21 protein-coding genes are annotated in these 15,090 nt (G+C 38.6%); 9 read left to right on the top strand and 12 right to left on the bottom strand.

Annotation, left to right across the window (positions count from 1 at the left end; genetic code table 11):
* The first annotated feature begins 34 nt into the window (after positions 1-34).
* Complete coding sequence (locus ACQKII_RS07505; RefSeq protein WP_427457908.1) at positions 35-682, top strand: RsfA family transcriptional regulator; 648 nt, start codon at positions 35-37, stop codon at positions 680-682.
* Positions 683-723: 41 nt separating this feature from the next.
* Here the strand turns inward: ACQKII_RS07505 and ACQKII_RS07500 are convergent, their stop codons facing one another.
* Positions 724-1,557, bottom strand: a complete 834-nt coding sequence (locus ACQKII_RS07500; protein WP_427457905.1) for a lipoate--protein ligase family protein — start codon at positions 1,555-1,557, stop codon at positions 724-726.
* A 158-nt stretch (positions 1,558-1,715) separates the two neighbouring features.
* Here ACQKII_RS07500 and hemQ point away from each other — a divergent pair, with 158 nt between their 5' ends.
* On the top strand, positions 1,716-2,465 hold the full coding sequence (gene hemQ, locus ACQKII_RS07495) for a hydrogen peroxide-dependent heme synthase (RefSeq protein WP_427457902.1): 750 nt from the start codon (positions 1,716-1,718) through the stop codon (positions 2,463-2,465).
* 130 nt (positions 2,466-2,595) lie between these two features.
* On the opposite strand, the gene ACQKII_RS07490 is transcribed toward hemQ, so the two are convergent.
* Positions 2,596-2,778: a hypothetical protein gene (locus ACQKII_RS07490; RefSeq protein ID WP_427457899.1), complete on the bottom strand. Its 183-nt coding sequence runs from the start codon at positions 2,776-2,778 to the stop codon at positions 2,596-2,598.
* A 230-nt stretch (positions 2,779-3,008) separates the two neighbouring features.
* A complete protein-coding gene (locus tag ACQKII_RS07485; protein WP_427457896.1) occupies positions 3,009-3,179 on the bottom strand; it encodes a hypothetical protein in 171 nt (56 codons plus the stop codon).
* Between the two features lie 249 nt (positions 3,180-3,428).
* Between ACQKII_RS07485 and ACQKII_RS07480 the strand changes: the two genes are divergently transcribed.
* Both ACQKII_RS07480 and gerQ read left to right on the top strand, forming a co-directional pair.
* Positions 3,429-3,854 carry a cell wall hydrolase gene (locus ACQKII_RS07480; RefSeq protein WP_427457893.1) on the top strand — a complete coding sequence of 142 codons (426 nt, stop codon included), beginning with the start codon at positions 3,429-3,431 and terminating at the stop codon, positions 3,852-3,854.
* Positions 3,855-3,874: 20 nt separating this feature from the next.
* Positions 3,875-4,210: a spore coat protein GerQ gene (gene gerQ / locus ACQKII_RS07475; RefSeq protein WP_143997173.1), complete on the top strand. Its 336-nt coding sequence runs from the start codon at positions 3,875-3,877 to the stop codon at positions 4,208-4,210.
* A 39-nt stretch (positions 4,211-4,249) separates the two neighbouring features.
* Here the strand turns inward: gerQ and ACQKII_RS07470 are convergent, their stop codons facing one another.
* The 5 genes from ACQKII_RS07470 to ACQKII_RS07450 all read right to left on the bottom strand — a co-directional run bounded on the left by ACQKII_RS07470 (position 4,250) and on the right by ACQKII_RS07450 (position 7,245).
* A complete protein-coding gene (locus ACQKII_RS07470; protein ID WP_427457890.1) occupies positions 4,250-5,428 on the bottom strand; it encodes a M20 family metallopeptidase in 1,179 nt (392 codons plus the stop codon).
* Between the two features lie 188 nt (positions 5,429-5,616).
* Positions 5,617-5,997 (bottom strand): DUF423 domain-containing protein, encoded by a 381-nt coding sequence (locus ACQKII_RS07465; RefSeq protein ID WP_427457887.1) that lies wholly within the window; start codon positions 5,995-5,997, stop codon positions 5,617-5,619.
* Positions 5,998-6,049: 52 nt separating this feature from the next.
* Positions 6,050-6,316, bottom strand: coding sequence for a YwdI family protein (locus ACQKII_RS07460; protein ID WP_427457885.1), 267 nt, complete (start codon positions 6,314-6,316; stop codon positions 6,050-6,052).
* Positions 6,316-6,492: a uracil-DNA glycosylase gene (locus ACQKII_RS07455; RefSeq protein WP_427457883.1), complete on the bottom strand. Its 177-nt coding sequence runs from the start codon at positions 6,490-6,492 to the stop codon at positions 6,316-6,318. Before ACQKII_RS07455 ends, ACQKII_RS07460 begins: the two co-directional genes overlap by 1 nt.
* 75 nt (positions 6,493-6,567) lie before the next feature.
* Positions 6,568-7,245 (bottom strand): uracil-DNA glycosylase, encoded by a 678-nt coding sequence (locus ACQKII_RS07450; RefSeq protein ID WP_427457881.1) that lies wholly within the window; start codon positions 7,243-7,245, stop codon positions 6,568-6,570.
* Between the two features lie 174 nt (positions 7,246-7,419).
* Here ACQKII_RS07450 and thiD point away from each other — a divergent pair, with 174 nt between their 5' ends.
* The gene (gene thiD / locus ACQKII_RS07445; protein WP_427457878.1) at positions 7,420-8,250 is read left to right on the top strand and encodes a bifunctional hydroxymethylpyrimidine kinase/phosphomethylpyrimidine kinase; all 831 of its coding nucleotides are present in this window, start codon (positions 7,420-7,422) and stop codon (positions 8,248-8,250) included.
* A gap of 177 nt (positions 8,251-8,427) precedes the next feature.
* Here thiD and ACQKII_RS07440 read toward each other — a convergent pair whose 3' ends face one another.
* Positions 8,428-8,976: an acyl-CoA thioesterase gene (locus ACQKII_RS07440; RefSeq protein ID WP_427457875.1), complete on the bottom strand. Its 549-nt coding sequence runs from the start codon at positions 8,974-8,976 to the stop codon at positions 8,428-8,430.
* Positions 8,977-9,146: 170 nt separating this feature from the next.
* On the opposite strand from ACQKII_RS07440, the gene ACQKII_RS07435 reads away from it, so the two are divergent.
* Positions 9,147-9,428 (top strand): hypothetical protein, encoded by a 282-nt coding sequence (locus ACQKII_RS07435; RefSeq protein WP_427457872.1) that lies wholly within the window; start codon positions 9,147-9,149, stop codon positions 9,426-9,428.
* A gap of 85 nt (positions 9,429-9,513) precedes the next feature.
* Here the strand turns inward: ACQKII_RS07435 and ACQKII_RS07430 are convergent, their stop codons facing one another.
* Both ACQKII_RS07430 and exaC read right to left on the bottom strand, forming a co-directional pair.
* Positions 9,514-9,876, bottom strand: coding sequence for a DUF779 domain-containing protein (locus ACQKII_RS07430; RefSeq protein ID WP_010857897.1), 363 nt, complete (start codon positions 9,874-9,876; stop codon positions 9,514-9,516).
* A 21-nt stretch (positions 9,877-9,897) separates the two neighbouring features.
* Entirely contained in the window at positions 9,898-11,418 is a 1,521-nt protein-coding gene (exaC, locus tag ACQKII_RS07425; RefSeq protein ID WP_427457869.1) for an acetaldehyde dehydrogenase ExaC, read from the bottom strand.
* Between the two features lie 300 nt (positions 11,419-11,718).
* Between exaC and ACQKII_RS07420 the strand changes: the two genes are divergently transcribed.
* On the top strand, positions 11,719-12,069 hold the full coding sequence (locus ACQKII_RS07420; protein ID WP_143997162.1) for a YojF family protein: 351 nt from the start codon (positions 11,719-11,721) through the stop codon (positions 12,067-12,069).
* Between the two features lie 13 nt (positions 12,070-12,082).
* Positions 12,083-12,772 carry a bacillithiol biosynthesis deacetylase BshB2 gene (gene bshB2, locus ACQKII_RS07415; RefSeq protein WP_427457866.1) on the top strand — a complete coding sequence of 230 codons (690 nt, stop codon included), beginning with the start codon at positions 12,083-12,085 and terminating at the stop codon, positions 12,770-12,772.
* A 52-nt stretch (positions 12,773-12,824) separates the two neighbouring features.
* Here bshB2 and ACQKII_RS07410 read toward each other — a convergent pair whose 3' ends face one another.
* Positions 12,825-13,568, bottom strand: a complete 744-nt coding sequence (locus ACQKII_RS07410; RefSeq protein ID WP_427457864.1) for a TerC family protein — start codon at positions 13,566-13,568, stop codon at positions 12,825-12,827.
* A gap of 257 nt (positions 13,569-13,825) precedes the next feature.
* On the opposite strand from ACQKII_RS07410, the gene ilvA reads away from it, so the two are divergent.
* Positions 13,826-15,088, top strand: coding sequence for a threonine ammonia-lyase IlvA (ilvA, locus tag ACQKII_RS07405; protein ID WP_427457861.1), 1,263 nt, complete (start codon positions 13,826-13,828; stop codon positions 15,086-15,088).
* The last annotated feature ends 2 nt before the right edge of the window (positions 15,089-15,090 follow it).

Genomic DNA, 15,090 nt, shown 5'->3' with positions numbered 1-15,090 from the left:
TAAGTAGTACCAAATTAAGGTGGGAGGTTTTAAAATGAGTAAAGTAAGACAAGATGCTTGGTTAGAAGAGAATGATGAATTGTTGGCAGAGTCGGTAATTCGTCATGTTACAGAAGGAAGTACACAGTTAAATGCCTTTGAAGAAGCTGGTGATGCTCTGAATCGTACTGCTGCTGCATGTGGTTTCCGTTGGAATGCTGTTGTTCGTAAAACTTATGAGGAACAATTAGCAGAAGCGAAAAAAGAAAGAAAAGAGAGAATGCGAGTGTTAGGCGCTCCTGCAAGACGCCGTTCCTCTAATATTTTTGCAGTAAGTGGTAGTGAGTCAGAAAGTAAATCGATTCCACTATCAGCACTATCTCTTGATATTGTTATAGCGTACTTGCTACGTTTACAACATTCTGGTGAAATAGGTAATGAGTCTTCGAAATGGAGACAACTTGTGCACGTAACCTCTGAGAAAAATAAAAAACTAGAGAAGACAATTACACAATTAGAAGAAGAAAACAGATCCATTCGTAGAGATTATGAACAGTTTGTGCAAATTATGAACCGTGCTAGACGACTCGTGACACTAGATGAAGAGGAAGAATATATTGCTCCTGTTTTTAAGATGGAGAAAAACGGAAATCTAGTTACGAGCAGTCCGTATCAAAAAGAAAATGGCGATGTGCTTAGTTAGCAGCATCGCCGTTTTTTTTTGATGCTATGCTAGTTACCCTTTTACTTTGGTTCTAGCATTTTTGCATTTCGTTGTAAAACACGTTGTAGATAAAATGAATATAACGCTAATTCTTCGCCATGAAAGGGTTCTACACGAATTTCTTTTGCTAAATTATGAAGAATTTGCTGTAAACGAATAACTACCGTGTCAACTGTTAGTGATGCATCTACAAGTTCGCATAATGAAGCCATGACCGTAGGCACAATTTGTGGATACGTAAATTTTGTTTGCTCTCCCTGTAAGCTTTCCTCATAAAAATCGCGAATAAGTGATGCTCGTTCAGCACCGCTTCCTTCAATACATAAATAAACTTGCACGGCTACACCTTGGCGTAAACGTCTTTGTGAAATGCCTGCAAATTTCTTTCCTTGAATACTTAAATCATAGGAACCTGGACAATAGGAGCCCACAATTTCATAGGCTTCAATTTTATCGGCTGCTTCTGGAAATAATGCCTTCACTAGGGCTACCATTACATCATAACCGGCATCAATACTCAGCGCTTCAGTTTGTTCGGATAAAACAATCGAAATATTAAGGACACCCGCATCAAGAGCAACTGCTAGACCGCCAGAATTACGGACAATTGGATGATAGCCACATGCTTCAAGTAACTTCATACCTTGTTGCACATATGGTAAACGATGATCCTGAATACCAAGCACCACTGCCGCATCATGTACCCATGTACGTATTGTTGGTGGAGACGCAAGCTGCCCCACTAGTTGACATAAAGTATCATCTGTTGCAAAAGATTCAAGGGGGGATTTTTTTTTCATGCTAATGGATTGATCGTAGAAACGCCAAATCGGTTGTTGTAAAATACTGTTCATACTCTAGAGCTCCTCTATTTACATCTCTTCTCTTTAGCATACATTATCTATTGAAGGTGTCAAATTCGTGAAATCACTATCATGAACTTAGGGATTTAGCGTAAACTATGATAAACTAAATGTGAATGATTTTCATTTATAAAGGAGTGTTTTGAATAATGAATGAAGCAGCAATTACTTTAGATGGTTGGTACGCTTTACACGATTTCCGCTCAATTGACTGGACTTCATGGAAACTAGTTTCTGCTGAAGAACGTCAAGCTGCAGTCGAAGAATTTATTGCTTATTTAGACAAATTGAATGAAGTGGATGTTGCTAAAACAGGAGCTCATGCATTTTACGCAATTGTAGGTCAAAAAGCCGACTTTATGATTATGACATTACGTGAAACAATGGATGAGCTACAAGAGATTGAAGCTGAATTTAACAAATTGGCAATTGCTGATTTTACAATTCCTACATATTCTTATGTATCTGTTGTGGAGCTTTCAAACTATTTAGCTGGCGATTCAAATGAAGACCCATACCAAAATCCACATGTACGTGCACGTCTATATCCTGAACTTCCACGTTCTAAATATGTCTGCTTCTACCCAATGGACAAGCGTCGTCAGGGCGAAGATAATTGGTATATGCTTTCAATGGATGATCGCAAATCGTTAATGCGTTCTCACGGTATGATTGGCCGAGGCTATGCTGGTAAAGTAAAACAAATTATTACTGGTTCTGTTGGCTTCGACGATCACGAATGGGGCGTAACATTATTCGCAGACGACGTTTTACAATTTAAAAAATTAGTATATGAAATGCGTTTTGACGAAGTTTCTGCTCGCTATGGCGAATTTGGTGCATTCTTCGTTGGAAACTTACTTGATAACGAAAAATTAGTGAAATTCTTAACTGTCTAATTAGAAAAGTGCTTGTCGAAAAGAACGTCACATCTTTATGCAACAGATTGCTTGTGAGACCTCGAACGTGCTGCACGACAACTTTGAAATAAAAATGCGAGTCCATTCATATGGACTCGCATTTTTAGATTTAGGCTTCGTTCTCCTCGCCGTTCTCCGATTCTAAGAATAAAATAATTATATGGATAAAAAATGCCGTAAGTACCATAAGAATAATTATATCCCAATTATATGGTTGTTGATAATATTCTGCTATTCCGATGGCCATGAATGCACTTACGAAAATTGCTACAAACATACTAAGGAAACGCATTGTAACACCCCTTCATGAAAGCAATGATTATTTTTCACTTTAGTATGTCACAATCCATTTTCAATATACTTGCAATATTTAAGTATTTCCAAGTTTTTATCACAAAAAAATAACAAAAAGCAAAAAAAGTCATCCCTCTACTATGACACTTCCCTGCTTTCTTTTTCATTGATTTACAAAAGAATTTTCTCACAACCTTCTAAGATACCCGCTCCACTACCTCCAATACTTCATGAGCTCTCGTCCTTTACTTTCAAAATTAAGATAATCGTATTAATGAAAAAGCCTACGACAATTATTAAAATGAATAGATACCAATGGAGCGGCTGACCGTAAAAATCACCTAGCAAAAATGCCAGTACTGCACTAAAAAAAATACCAACCCATACACCAATCTCCATCTCTTGTCACCTCACATGTATTCAATACACATGCAAATTATCTATCTCAGGTTCCCCAAAAAATCTCCTTATTCTATATTTACCCATATTTAATAAAAAAAATTCCTTACTGTGGACATCCTTGGCCTGTAATGCAGACCACTCGTTATTACTAATATATGCTTAATATTTTCAAAAATGTGCATTTCTTTCTCATCAAAATTGAACATGTCTACAATACCTTCATGCATATACTGTCTGCGAGGAGGTATGAAAATCGCTGTTATAAAGACGAATGATGCACAGACAGCTCTGCTCGCAAGGCTTATGCGTGCGGAAGCGGAAGGTGAAGGGGAATTAGGTATGCTTATGGTCGGCAATGTTGGCGTCAATCGTGTCAGAGCAGATTGTCTCGATTTTAGTGATATTCGAACGCTTGAGCAAATGGTTTTTCAGCGTCCTGGAGGTTTCGAAGCAACAACAAAAGGCTATTTTTATCAACGAGCACGGTCTCAGGATATTAAATCAGCGAAAAGAGTTATTCAAGGGGAAAGATTTCATCCAGCTACCCGCTCACTTTGGTTTTTCATGCCAACGGGTGACTGCCCTGCGCAATGGTATGGTCAATGGAATACGGGTCGTTTTAAATCACATTGCTTTTTCTCGCCAACCGAAAGTGATTGTCCACAAATTTAATTGAAAGAAGGTTGTTACTTATGATGCCTTACTATTGGACACCGACAACACAGCAACAAATGACTCCTCCTGCAGTGACGCTTCCAAGCGGACGGCCACCCGGACGTGAGGAATCGTATATTGAAAACATTTTACGATTGAATCGCGGTAAACCCGGTACTTTTCACTTTTCTTTTGAGCATGCTATAGAACAAGGAAAAAATACGAAAACAGTAAGAGGTGTAGTAGAAGCTGCTGGACGGGATCATGTAATTTTACGTGAGTTGAAATCCAATCACCGCTTCTTATTCCCAATGATTTATTTTGATTTTGCCGAATACGATGAGGAAATGTCTTATTTTAACCAAAATCCATAACCAAAAATGAGCTGTCCAAAAAAATTGGACAGCATTTTTTTAATTATTATCTTGTAAATATTGTAAAGTTGCTTTTCCTAATGTTTTTGCCGCAATCAACATTGCACGTTCATCAAAATCAAAGCGTGCATGATGATGTGGATAAGCTGTTTCCCACTCAGGCTTTTTTGCGCCTGTGAAGAAAAATGTACCTGGTACTTTTTCGAGATAATATGCAAAGTCTTCACCAATCATGAATGGTGGACATGTAATGACATTTTCAACTCCTGGCACCTCAACCGCAAGTTGTGCAACAAATTCTGTTTCTTTCACATGGTTATAGACCGGTGGATAACCTCTAGTATAACGATATTCATAGCTTGCGCCAAAGGCCAGACAAGTCGCCTTTAATACCGTCTCCAACTCCTGTTCCATTTGCGAACGTACTTGCTCCTCAAATGTACGCACTGTTCCAGTTAACGCAACTCGTTCTGCAATAACATTGAACGGATTAATCGCTTCAAAATGACCAATGGTTAACACAGCTGATTTCAATGGATCAATACGACGAGATACAAGTTGCTGAGCATTGATGACAAACTGTGAGGCAAGTACAACAGCATCAACTGAATGATGCGGCTCCGCACCATGACCACCTTTCCCTTGAATAAGGATTTCCGCCTTATCGGCAGCCGCCATTATAGCCCCATCACGCACCAAAATATCACCAAGTGGCGTTGGCGCCCATAAATGTGTACCGAAAATTACGTCCACTCCGTCTAAACAGCCATCTTCAATCATCGGCTTGGCCCCACCTGGCGCAATTTCCTCCGCGTGCTGATGAATAAACACTACATTACCGGCGAGTTGATCTTTCATGGCATTCAATGCCTTCGCCAACCCAAGCAAAGTAGCAGTATGTCCATCATGACCACATGCATGCATTTTGCCAGCTACCCTCGACTTATAAGGGACATCATTTTCCTCCTGAATCGCTAACGCATCAAAATCAGCACGTAACGCCACGGTTTTTCCTGGTTTCGCACCGTACAATGTTGCAACGACACCACGTTCACCTACCTGCTCACGTACCTCATGCCCTAATGCTCTATGAAAAGCAGCTATATATGCTGGTGTTTCCACTTCTTCAAAAGATATCTCCGGATACTCATGTAGTTGACGCCGGATTGCTACTATTTCTTCAAAGTTTTCATCGAGTAATGTAAATAATCTTTCCATATAGCATATCCCAACTTTCTTTTTGTCTAATTATTCTGGTAAACATAGTGTACCTCATAAATCCTTACAAAAACAATAGGAATTGAGCTTATAATGTATATTGCCAAAGCTGATAAATAAGCGTGTGCAATGACCAATAAAAACAAAAAACTCCCTCACATATTAATATGAAGGAGTGTTTGAAAATATTATCTTGCATGTTTAAGGGCGGTTAGTAGAATAAGTACCCATCCAGCTAAAAATAGCACACCACCAATTGGTGTAATAGCACCTAACACTTTAATGCCGCTTAATGCTAACACATATAAGCTACCGGAAAAAAAGACTATACCTAAATTGAAGAAAATACCAGCTAAGTTTAATTGTTTTACTTCACCTAGTATTTTTGTGCTCATTAATAGACCAATCACAAGTAGACCTGTCGCATGAAACATTTGGTATTGTACTGCTGTTTCCCAAATACCTTGTCCATAATCGTCTAATGTTTCTTTCAATGCATGTGCACCAAATGCACCAAACGCTACTGCTAAAAAACCGTGAAGTGCACCTGTGACAATAAATCTTTTCATCTCGTTTTCCCTACCTTTTATTTACTCGATCGTCTCAATATTTTATCCTAGCTTAAAAATCAAAAATCGAATCGCCGTTTGCACCGTCATCCTCTTCAATTTTCGCTGTGTATAAACTCGATGGTGTAGGTTCTGTCGCTAACATCTGTGGCAAATGTTTTGGTTGCGTTTTTGGAACCTCTACAGGAAAATCTAACACAACGTCACATAACGCTCGAATAGCTGTTAGTTTCTCACGTATTTGTTGTTCATTTGCTGCATTACTTGCATCGGCTATTTGTTTTTCAAGTTGCTGTAATACAGCTTGATAAGAAATCATTACGCTCTCCCACTTTCTTCTCTTGGCACAAATTTTAAGCAGTTCGTTCCAGAGGATTGTTTGACGACAACGGATGGTATTTGCTTTGTCTTAAAGCCGTATGCTACACAGGCACGTGGAGATTGCGGGTCCCATGTTACTTTAAAATATTGACATTTGAAACAATTTACCTGCATCGTTGTCCCTCTCTTTCTTCTATATTAACTGTACCATGATTTTTAATGTCTATAAAGTAAACGATTTGTGCCAATCTACGCTAAACACCAGTCGATAGGTTTCTCACCCCATGCCAATAGTTGCCCATTTACCTTTGAATAGGGCTTACTCCCAAAGAAACCACGATAGGCACTTAGTGGACTTGGATGAGGTGCTTCTAAGATAACATGGGGAGTTGAATATTTTCGAATTAGTTGTTTTTTTCGTTGCGCAGGTTTACCCCATAGCACAAAAATAATTGGCTTTTGTCTTGAAGCAAGTTTCTCAATTACCGAGTCTGTAAATTGCTCCCATCCCTGTTCCTTATGGGAATGCGCTTGTCCTGCACGTACTGTCAAAACTGTATTCAAGAGCATAACACCCTGTTGTGCCCATTTAGTTAGCGTGCCATCCTGCGGAATTGGACAACCCATATCATCCTGTAATTCTTGTAACATATTGCGTAAGCTTGGTGGATGGGGAATGCCTGGCTTCACGGAAAAACTTAAACCATGTGCCTGGTTGGGACCATGATAGGGATCTTGCCCTAAAATCACGACCTTCACATCACTATAGGCTGTTGAATAAAATGCATTCATGACATCACTCATGGGTGGATAGATTGTTTCGGTCGAATATTCATTTGCTACAAATTGACGTAGTGTATGATAGTATGGTTTTTCTATTTCATCAGCAAGTATTGTTTGCCAATCATTCGGGAAGACTTGTTTCATTGCAATTAAATGCCCCTTTCTTTACTACAACGGTACAAAAAAGTAGCGCCTAATTCAAGCTCAAGATTATACTGACCATATAAAAATATCGATTTCTGACTATTTTTATAGAATCAGAATCAGTCTATACTAGACGGTAACTTTAAAACTTTTATTATAAAGGAGATCTTTCACATGGCTCTTAAAAAAACATTAACAATCGCTGGTTCAGATACATCAGGCGGCGCAGGTATGCAAGCCGATCTAAAAACATTCCAAGAACATGGCACATACGGTATGGTTGCACTAACAGTAGTCGTAACGATGGATCCAAACGGTTGGACACATAATGTAACGCCATTGCCAACAGAGCTATTACAAAAACAAATTGATACAGCACTTTCAACAGGCATTGATGCTGTAAAAACAGGGATGCTTTCAACAGAAGATATCATTCGTATTGCTGGCGAGGCTATCGCAACATCTGGCACTACAAACGTTGTGATTGATCCAGTTATGGTATGTAAAGGTGATGATGAGGTACTAAACCCAGGTAACACAGATGCAATGATTCAACATCTATTACCACTTGCTGCTGTCACAACACCAAATCTTTTTGAAGCTGGTCAATTAGCTGGTACGGGTACACCAAAAACAATCGAGGACATGAAAGTAGCTGCTCGTAAAATTAATGAACTAGGCGCTAAAGCTGTCGTGATAAAAGGCGGTAAAGCATTAGCTACTGAAAAAGCTACAGACTTATTCTTTGATGGCACTTCATTTTATTTATTAGAATCGGAAAAAGTAGCTTCAACTTATAATCATGGTGCTGGTTGTACGTTTGCAGCTTCTGTTACTGCTAACCTTGCAAACGGCCTATCGGTAAAAGAAGCTGTTATTGAAGCAAAAGAATTCGTTTCAGCTGCTATTGCTCATGGTTGGGCGTTAAATGACTATGTTGGTCCTGTTATGCATGGGGCAAAATCACGCTTTGGTGCACCACAAGTAACCGTGACAGAAATCTAATTTAAGTTGTTGCTATAAATATTGGTCCATAATGAGCTGTCACAGTTGCGCAAGCTATTAAATATCGGCAGTCCCTTTAACGGATCGACTATTTTTAAACGGCATTGAGTAACTCATCTTAATAGCAACACAGAAAGGCATCTGATTAGCAGATTTTTATACTAATCAGATGCCTTTTTAAATGTAGTTCTCCATCAGTTCGAGCCGATAATCCCAAGGATCGTTCATCGAAATAAAACTAGCCAACGCCTTACTTTCTTTTTTACGCTCAGCTCGTACTTTTGCACGTTCAGACCCAGTTTCATGTAATTTCGTCTCCTCAACAGTTTCTGGAATAACGCGTGGAACTGTTGCAGGCCGATTATTTTCATCTAATGCTACAAAGGTTAATAAAGCAGTTGCTGCCACTTTGCGCTCCCCTGTTTTCAAATTTTCCGAAATAATCTTTACAAATACCTCCATAGATGACGTTCCTGTCCATGAAACATACGACTCAAAATACACCGAGTCTGTCGGGCGAATCGGATGCAGAAAATCCACAGAATCCGTCGAAGCTGTCACGCAATCTCTACGACTATGCTTTGCAGCAGAAATCGAGGCTACTTGGTCGATATCACTCATTAAACGTCCGCCAAAAAGTGTATTATGATTGTTAACATCATTTGGAAAAATTCGACTAGTCCGCATCACTCTTGATTCCTTACAATATTTAAACCCCTTATTCACACAAATCCCCCTCAAAACAAATTTTTATTTCTATTATAATGCTATATTTTTCTCGAAAAATCAATTATTTTTATCGAAAATTTAGAATTTTATAAACAAACTAAAAAATTCGGACAAGATACCTTAACGCACTATATACCATATATTAGTTGTACATAGGAGGGATAAATATGAAAAAACACAAATTTGAAGATGCAAATAAAGAATCAGGATTTATTTCTGAGGAATTAACCGCTTCTAAAGTTGAAGTAATTTCCTCCATTATACTAACGCTTGGCTATTCACTATCAACCCTCGCCACGATATTAGCTTTACAAGAGGAAGAAGAAGCGGCACAATTAAAAACTTCCTATTCACAAGATCAAAGTCAGCAGTTTAAACAAATGTGTAAACAATTACAGTATGTTAACGATCGTTTAGATTCCATTGAACGAAAACTCGATCGGTATTAAAAGATACATACCTCTTATCAACAAATTCATCATAAAAAGCCACGATTCTCTCTTATGACGGAGAATCGTGGCTTTCTTTACTATGTTAAAACAGTTTTTTAACTTCTTCATACTCATCTGCTGTGAACACTTTTGATTTCGTAATAAAGTGCATTTCCTCTACACTATCTAAAGAAAAGCTTGCACCTCTACCTACCATCGCATCAATAATTAATTGCGTATGTTTGAAATACTCATATTGTGCCCTGTGAATGTAAAAAGGAACGTCACCTATTGTACCAAGATAGATATCGTTATCTCCGAGCTTAAAATCTCCTTCTACATAACACATCGGTACAGAGCCTTCACAGCAGCCACCAGATTGATAAAACATGATAGCACCATGTCTACTCTTAATAAGCTCTATTAATTTTAAAGCCTCTTTAGTGGCAATCACTTGTTCTACCATGTACTTACCCATCCTTTAAACTTAGAAGAAACCTTGAGCCTCTTCTTTATAGTTAACTAGTATACATTTAGTTTGTTGATAATGATCAAGCATCATCGCATGATTTTCACGGCCGATGCCTGAAAGTTTGTAGCCACCAAATGCAGCACCAGCTGGGTATTGGTGATACGTATTAGTCCATACACGCCCCGCTTGGATAGCGCGACCAGCGCGGTATGCCGTGTCACCAGAACGTGACCAAACACCAGCACCTAAACCATACTCTGTATCATTTGCGATTTCCATTGCTTCATCGAAATCTTTGAATGTAGTTACACCTAATACGGGACCAAAAATTTCTTCTTGGAAAATGCGCATTTTATTATGACCCTTGAACACTGTTGGTTTAATATAGTTACCACCTGCAAGGTCACCGTCAAGAACATTTTCTTCACCACCGATTAAACATTCAGCGCCTTCTTCTTTACCTAGTTGTAAGTAAGAAAGGATTTTTTGTTTTTGTTGCTCTGAAGCTTGAGCACCCATCATCACTTCTGTATCCAGAGGGTTACCGATTTTAATTGCTTCTACGCGTTGGAGAGCACGTTCGATGAATTGATCGTAAATTGATTCGTGAATAAGGGCACGAGAAGGACAAGTACAAATTTCACCTGAGTTTAAAGCGAACATCACGAAGCCTTCTATTGCTTTATTTAAATATTCATCATCAGCAGCCATCACATCTTCAAAAAATACGTTTGGTGATTTACCACCAAGTTCTAATGTTACTGGAATAATGTTTTCAGTTGCGTATTGCATAATTTGACGACCAACAGCAGTTGAACCAGTAAAGGCGATTTTAGCGATACGCTTATTTGTTGCAAGTGGTTTACCCACTTCAATACCGAAACCGCTCACGATGTTCAGTACACCTTTTGGCAAAATATCTTGAATTGTTTCGATTAAAACTAATAACGAAACTGGTGTTTGCTCAGCAGGTTTCATAACGATACAGTTACCTGCCGCAAGTGCTGGCGCGATTTTCCAAGCAGCCATTAATATTGGGAAGTTCCAAGGAATGATTTGACCAACAACGCCCAGTGGCTCTTGGAAGTGGTAAGCAACTGTGTCATTATCTAATTGAGTTGTATGTCCTTCTTGCCCACGGATGGCACTTGCGAAATAACGGAAGTGGTCAGCTGCAAGTGGAATATCAGCATTTAATGTTTCACGCACGGCTTTACCGTTGTCCCAAGTTTCAGCGACAGCGATCATTTCTAAATTCTCTTCAATGCGATCAGCGATTTTATTTAAAATAGCTGCACGTTCTGTTGCAGAAGTTTTTCCCCATGCATCTTTCGCTGCATGTGCCGCATCAAGGGCTAATTCAATATCTTCAACAGTTGAACGAGCTGCTTTTGTGAATACTTGACCTGTTACAGGTGTTTTATTCTCAAAATATTGACCTTTGACTGGAGCGACCCATTCGCCACCGATAAAGTTATCATATTTCTCTTTGAAATTTACAACTGCTCCTGGAGTATTAGGATTTGCATAAATCATAGTTTAAATCTCCCAACATTATAAATTATGAAACCGCATACAAATCATAGCGACAAGCGACTCGATTTGTATGCATCAACTTTCATGTGTCCTATATTGATACATTAATATAATTAATTCAAGTATTCGCCCTTATAAAAACTAACTTCATTAGATAATAAAATTATCTTAATATATTGAAATATCCAAATTTATGCATAGAAAAAACTATTTTTTGACAGATAAAAGGGCATTCAATTTCCCTTTGTGACTTTTTTTGACTATACTTAAAAGAGAAACAATCGTGAAAGGAGTGTTAAGATGCAGGAAATACAGGTAGAGACGTTGCAAGAATTACTAAATTCTTTCGCCAACAAAGACGTTTACATTCATCTTGAGACAACAAACGGTTCTTATGCAGCACACTATGATGAGAAATTTTTTAATGCAGGTGCTTTTATTCGCAATGCAAAAATCAATTATGAACTAGCTAAAGTGGTGGATGATTCACCGCATCGTGTTGGTTTAAAAATGGCGCATGGATGGGTTTACGCCCAAGGCATTACACATTATGAATTAGATGATTTAGGCCGTTTATTAATGGCTGGACTAGACTACTCTGGCAAATTGGCGATTGCACTTGAAATTAGCGAAACGCCATTTACTTATTAAGGGGGACGACTATTTGAATTTACAACCACAGCGTCATATTTTAATTGTTTATCCTCACCCAGATGATGAGGCTTTCTCAGTTGCTGGAACGATAGCTTATTATACAAAGAAAATGAATACACCTGTTACATATGCCTGTTTAACATTAGGTGAGATGGGTCGTAATTTAGGAAATCCACCATTTGCAACGCGCGAATCATTGCCAGAAATTCGTCGTAAGGAACTTGTTGCTGCTGCAGAAGCGATGGGCATACAAGATTTGCGCATGCTTGGCTTAAGAGACAAAACAATTGAATTTGAAGATGACGAAAAAATGGTGAAGCTTGTTGAGGGCTTAATTGAAGAATTAATGCCATCACTTATCTTCACTTTCCTCCCTGGGTTTGCAGTACATCCAGACCATGAAGCAACGGCGCGTGCTGTTGTGGAAGCCGTTCGTCGTATGCCCAAAGCAGCGCGTCCGCAGATTTTAGGCTGTGCTTTCGCCAATGATACAATTGAAAAAAATGGCGAGCCACATCTGCAATTAGATATCAGTGAAATGAAAATGGATAAAGTAAGAGCGTTACAAGCTCATGCCTCCCAAACAGGTTGGATGATGCAAGAAACAGAAAAACGCATTGATGACGGCGAGCCTATGAGCGAAAGCTGGCTTAATATTGAAAAGTACTATATTGTTAACCCCGATCAATATATAAAATAAACAAAAAACGGCTCTGCCCTCTTAAGCAAACGAGGACAGAGCCACTTTTCAATTAAGCCACTTTTAACTTATTTACCACATGCACAATCATCGTCGTTACGAAGGCAATAAGCAATACGACAAAAAACATATAATGAGGAACGTGCACGCCAAACACGGTAACTAGCATTTTGAGGGCAATAACACCAATAATGATAAATGCTGTTGCCTCTAGTTCAGGTATTTTTTCAATAATGATTAAAAATACGCCGGCAATTGTACGCATCATTAAAATCCCTAACATTCCCCCAACTAATAACACCCAAACTTGATCGGATATCGCAAATGCAGCAAAAATAGAATCGATTGAGAAGGCAATATCCATGAGTTCTACTGAAATAACTGTGGCCCAGAATACCCCAAACAAACGAGCCATAATTCCTGTCTTTTTTACTTCCTTTACACTATCCTCTTCCCCTACCTTTAAGAAATGAGCAATACAAATCCACCCTAAATACATGGCCCCTAACACTTTGATAAACCAAAACTCCACAAGATAAACACCTATTCCAATAAATAAGAAACGGAAAAAATAAGCTCCTAGCATTCCATACATTAATGCTCTTTTTCGTTGCTTGTTTGGTAGATGTTTAACAAGCACCGCTAGTACAAGTGCATTATCAGCTGATAGTAACCCCTCAATTATGACTAGTGATGAGATTAATCCCCACGATACAGGATCAGCTAAAACCTTCCGCCACATCTCCCAATCGAAAAATTGCATATATGTAGATAGAATTCCTTGAATAATTTCCAATACCTTACCCTCCTACTTGCCCTAAGCTAGTCTAATATATGCTGACCGTTATTCTTTATGATATTTCAATAAAACTCGAGAAATAAATGATTATACTCGAATAAATCAAATTATTCTTTAGTTTGTGTTGACTGAGGTTTGCTCTGTCTTGAAATAGACACCGAAAATTTAGAATTTACTAAAAATTAATAACAAAAACCTAATAAAATATGCTATCATAAATGAATGTTTTATACGTAAAACGGAGGATGAATGCCATGGAAGTTGCTGACACTAAAACGGTGCAAGTTGAGAATATCTTAATTGCACATCATTTTTTAAAAGATGTAGTTGTGCATACGCCACTACAAAAAAACGATTATTTATCCGAGAAATACGGAGCAAATATTTATTTTAAGCGCGAGGATTTACAGCATGTACGCTCATTTAAACTTCGCGGTGCCTACTATAAAATCAAAAAAATTGAGGAAGAGGCACGTATTGCGGGCGTTGTGTGCGCAAGTGCGGGTAATCACGCACAAGGTGTTGCCTATGCCTGTGCTCAACTGAAAATCCAGGCGAGTATCTTTATGCCTCAAACAACACCAAAGCAAAAAATCGATCAAGTGCGTATGTTTGGCCGTGAATTCGTAGAAATTATTCTAGCTGGTGATACATTTGACGATTCTGCAGAGAGCGCATTGGCCTATTGTGAGGAGCAAGAAAAAATCTTTATCCACCCATTTGATGATTTTGATGTCATTGCAGGACAAGGAACTGTCGCTGTTGAAATCATGAATGATATAGAGGAACCAATCGACTATATATTCGGTAGTATCGGTGGTGGAGGTTTAATGTCAGGTGTCTCTGCCTATGTGAAAAACCTATCCCCAAATACTAAAATTATTGGCGTTGAACCTGCTGGTGCTGGTAGTATGAAGGCTGCCTTCGCAGAGGGTGGTACTGTGGCACTTGACTGGATTGATAAATTCGTGGATGGCGCTGCGGTAAAATGCGTCGGTAATTACACATATGATGTTTGTCGCCGTTATTTAGATGATATTGTGTTGATCCCTGAGGGCAAAGTATGTACAACTATATTAGATTTATATAATAAACATGCCATTATCGCAGAGCCAGCGGGTGCTTTATCAGTAGCTGCACTGGATCACTATAAAGAAGAAATTAAAGGTAAATCAGTCGTTGTCATCATCAGTGGTGGCAACAATGATATCGGTCGTATGCAAGAGATTAAAGAAAAATCTTTAATCCATGAAGGTTTACTATATTACTTCATTGTTAGTTTCCCACAACGAGCTGGCGCACTTCGCCAATTCCTAACGAGTGTCCTAGGGCCAAATGATGATATTACCACTTTTGAATATACGAAGAAAAACAACAAGGAAAGTGGTCCTGCACTGGTAGGTATTGAGCTTGGCAATCGTGACGACTACGAAGGACTACTGTCACGCATGAAAGAGTTTGGCTTCAGCTATAAAGAAGTAAATAATGACCTTCAATTGTTTGGCTTGTTAGTATAAGA

This window comes from Lysinibacillus sp. NPDC048646 (assembly GCF_050272295.1).
Classification (GTDB): domain Bacteria; phylum Bacillota; class Bacilli; order Bacillales_A; family Planococcaceae; genus Lysinibacillus.
The sequence above is the reverse complement of the archived record's forward strand: the minus strand, read 5'-3'. Positions and strand labels throughout refer to the sequence as shown.

Coding starts and splice junctions, on each gene's coding strand:
- gerQ (WP_143997173.1), top strand. CDS start 3,875: ATGATGCCTTACTATTGGACACCGACAACACAGCAACAAATGACTCCT.
- ACQKII_RS07480 (WP_427457893.1), top strand. CDS start 3,429: ATGAAAATCGCTGTTATAAAGACGAATGATGCACAGACAGCTCTGCTC.
- ACQKII_RS07490 (WP_427457899.1), bottom strand. CDS start 2,778: ATGCGTTTCCTTAGTATGTTTGTAGCAATTTTCGTAAGTGCATTCATG.
- hemQ (WP_427457902.1), top strand. CDS start 1,716: ATGAATGAAGCAGCAATTACTTTAGATGGTTGGTACGCTTTACACGAT.
- ACQKII_RS07485 (WP_427457896.1), bottom strand. CDS start 3,179: ATGGAGATTGGTGTATGGGTTGGTATTTTTTTTAGTGCAGTACTGGCA.
- ACQKII_RS07430 (WP_010857897.1), bottom strand. CDS start 9,876: ATGGTAGAACAAGTGATTGCCACTAAAGAGGCTTTAAAATTAATAGAG.
- ACQKII_RS07420 (WP_143997162.1), top strand. CDS start 11,719: ATGCAGGAAATACAGGTAGAGACGTTGCAAGAATTACTAAATTCTTTC.
- ACQKII_RS07465 (WP_427457887.1), bottom strand. CDS start 5,997: ATGAAAAGATTTATTGTCACAGGTGCACTTCACGGTTTTTTAGCAGTA.
- ACQKII_RS07450 (WP_427457881.1), bottom strand. CDS start 7,245: ATGAAACAAGTCTTCCCGAATGATTGGCAAACAATACTTGCTGATGAA.
- thiD (WP_427457878.1), top strand. CDS start 7,420: ATGGCTCTTAAAAAAACATTAACAATCGCTGGTTCAGATACATCAGGC.
- ACQKII_RS07500 (WP_427457905.1), bottom strand. CDS start 1,557: ATGAACAGTATTTTACAACAACCGATTTGGCGTTTCTACGATCAATCC.
- ACQKII_RS07455 (WP_427457883.1), bottom strand. CDS start 6,492: ATGCAGGTAAATTGTTTCAAATGTCAATATTTTAAAGTAACATGGGAC.
- ACQKII_RS07435 (WP_427457872.1), top strand. CDS start 9,147: ATGAAAAAACACAAATTTGAAGATGCAAATAAAGAATCAGGATTTATT.
- ilvA (WP_427457861.1), top strand. CDS start 13,826: ATGGAAGTTGCTGACACTAAAACGGTGCAAGTTGAGAATATCTTAATT.
- exaC (WP_427457869.1), bottom strand. CDS start 11,418: ATGATTTATGCAAATCCTAATACTCCAGGAGCAGTTGTAAATTTCAAA.
- ACQKII_RS07460 (WP_427457885.1), bottom strand. CDS start 6,316: ATGATTTCTTATCAAGCTGTATTACAGCAACTTGAAAAACAAATAGCC.
- ACQKII_RS07505 (WP_427457908.1), top strand. CDS start 35: ATGAGTAAAGTAAGACAAGATGCTTGGTTAGAAGAGAATGATGAATTG.
- ACQKII_RS07470 (WP_427457890.1), bottom strand. CDS start 5,428: ATGGAAAGATTATTTACATTACTCGATGAAAACTTTGAAGAAATAGTA.